The 2048-nt window shown below is 66.8% G+C and carries 3 protein-coding genes; all 3 read left to right on the forward strand.

Annotation, left to right across the window (positions count from 1 at the left end):
- The coding region (locus Q7T84_RS05400; protein ID WP_304806724.1) for a cytochrome P450 at positions 1-494 on the forward strand (494 nt) is incomplete at its 5' end.
- Between the two features lie 5 nt (positions 495-499).
- Positions 500-1519 (forward strand): phosphotransferase family protein, encoded by a 1020-nt coding sequence (locus Q7T84_RS05405; protein ID WP_304806725.1) that lies wholly within the window; start codon positions 500-502, stop codon positions 1517-1519.
- The gene (locus Q7T84_RS05410; RefSeq protein ID WP_304806726.1) at positions 1516-1932 is read left to right on the forward strand and encodes a hypothetical protein; all 417 of its coding nucleotides are present in this window, start codon (positions 1516-1518) and stop codon (positions 1930-1932) included. Before Q7T84_RS05405 ends, Q7T84_RS05410 begins: the two co-directional genes overlap by 4 nt.
- Positions 1933-2048: the final 116 nt, after the last annotated feature.

Genomic DNA, 2048 nt, shown 5'->3' on the forward strand with positions numbered 1-2048 from the left:
CCACCGCCGGCCACGACACCACCTCGTCGTCCACCGCCGGAGCCATCTGGGGCTTGGCCGAGAACCCCGAGCAGTTGGCCAAGGTGAAGGCCGATCCCTCGCTGATCCCCGGCTTGGTGGACGAATCCATCCGTTGGGTCACGCCGGTGAAGACCTTCATGCGGACCGCCACCGAAGCGACGGAATTCGCCGGGCGCAGCCTCGCCAAGGATGACTGGATGATGCTCTGCTACGCCTCGGGCAACCGCGACGAGGCGGTGTTCGACAATCCCGCCGCCTTCCAGATCGAACGTAAACCTAACAAGCACCTGGCGTTCGGCTACGGCGCGCACCTCTGCCTTGGGCAGCATTTGGCCAAGATGGAGATGCGGATTCTCTGGGAGGAGATGCTGCCCCGGATCAAGTCGCTGGAGCTGAACGGTGAGCCCAAGAACAGTCAGGCCACCTTCGTCAGCGGTCCCAAGACCCTGCCCATCCGCTTTGAGATGCACTGACCAGTATGGCGTTGGAACCTAGACTGGCGGCTTACATCGCCACCCGAATGCCGCATGCGTCCGACATTACGGTGGAGGATCTCGCCCGGATTTCCGGCGGCGCCTCGCGTGAGACCTATCGCTTTCGGCTGGCCTGGACGCGGGATAGCGTGCGGCGGGAGCGTAAGCTGATCCTGCGCCGCGATCCGCCGGCCTCGCTGATCGACACCGAGCGGCGCATCGAGTTCGAGGCCTATCGCGCCTTTCGCGGCAGCGCGGTGCCGGTGCCGGAGATGCTTTGGCTGGAGGAAAAGGACGCCGCTCTCGACCATCCCTTCTTCATCGCCGAGGAGATCGCCGGCTTCCAGGCCTCGCCGCAACTGCTGTTCAGCCCGCCCTACGTCGCGACCTTGCCGATGCTGGGCGAGCGCAAATGGACGATCCTGGCCGAGATCGCCAAGGCCGATCCCACCGCCATCGGCTTGGCCGATGTGATGCCGGGCGTGGCCGCCGACGCCTGCTGGGACCGGGAACTCTCCTACTGGGAAGGCGTGCTGGACGAAGACGAGTCTGAACCTCTGCCGATCATCCGGGCGGCCATCCGCTGGCTGCGAGCCAATCCCCCGCCGCCGGCCCAGAAGGTCGGCGTGGTGCACGGCGACTACCGGACCGGCAACTTCCTCTACGACGAGGCAGGCGGGATCCATGGCATCCTCGACTGGGAAATGGCTCATCTGGGCGATCCGCTGGAGGATCTTGGCTGGAGCCTCAACCCGGTCTGGTCGTTCGGCACTGGCGTCGCCGGCGGCCTGCTGCCGCGCGCCGAGGCCATCGCCATCTGGGAGCGGGCTAGCGGCCTGATGGCCGATCCCGCCGCCCTGCACTGGTGGGAACTATTCAACTGCGTGAAGGGCCAGGCGATCTGGGTGTCCTCGGCCAGGGCCTGGCTCGACGGCGGCAACCGCGAGCCGATCATGGTCTATCCGCCCTGGGCGCTGCAGAACGCCCAGGATCGCGCCGCGCTGAAAGTGATGGGACGCCTATGACCCCCTCCGTACCCGCCGTCCTGGCCGAAATCGGCGGCCTGGCGCTTCGCAACGCCATGCCCGACGTCCCTCCCGCCGACCGCGCGAGTTCGCTGGGCCTATCGGCGGCGCTGCTCGGCATGGCCGCCGAGGTCTGGGATGGGACCGCCGCGAGGCTGGTGGAGGAAAACCGCGCTGTACGCGCCTTGCTGGCCAGGGCTGGCGAGGTCGGACTGGACTTCACGGAGCTGGCGGCCGGCGACGACGCCGATCTGCGGATCTCGTCGCTGCAGGCCGCCAATGACACCCTGCGGGCGACGCTCATCGTGTTGCAAACCGCCGCAGAGTCCAAAAGCTCAGCGCTGAACGCCGACATCTGGACCGAACTCGTTGCTTCAACCGAGCGCCGGAAGATGGCGGCCTCACCGGTCTGACCGACGCCCGCCCGTCGTCCTCCGGAGCGTCTTTCAGGCGACCGGAGGATGACAAGGTTGGGGGACCCCTGCCTGCGTCAAGGTTTGATCGGCGAGGTGCTTTTGAATCGCCTGCC

The organism is Phenylobacterium sp. (assembly GCF_030654915.1).
Classification (GTDB): Bacteria; Pseudomonadota; Alphaproteobacteria; order Caulobacterales; family Caulobacteraceae; genus Phenylobacterium.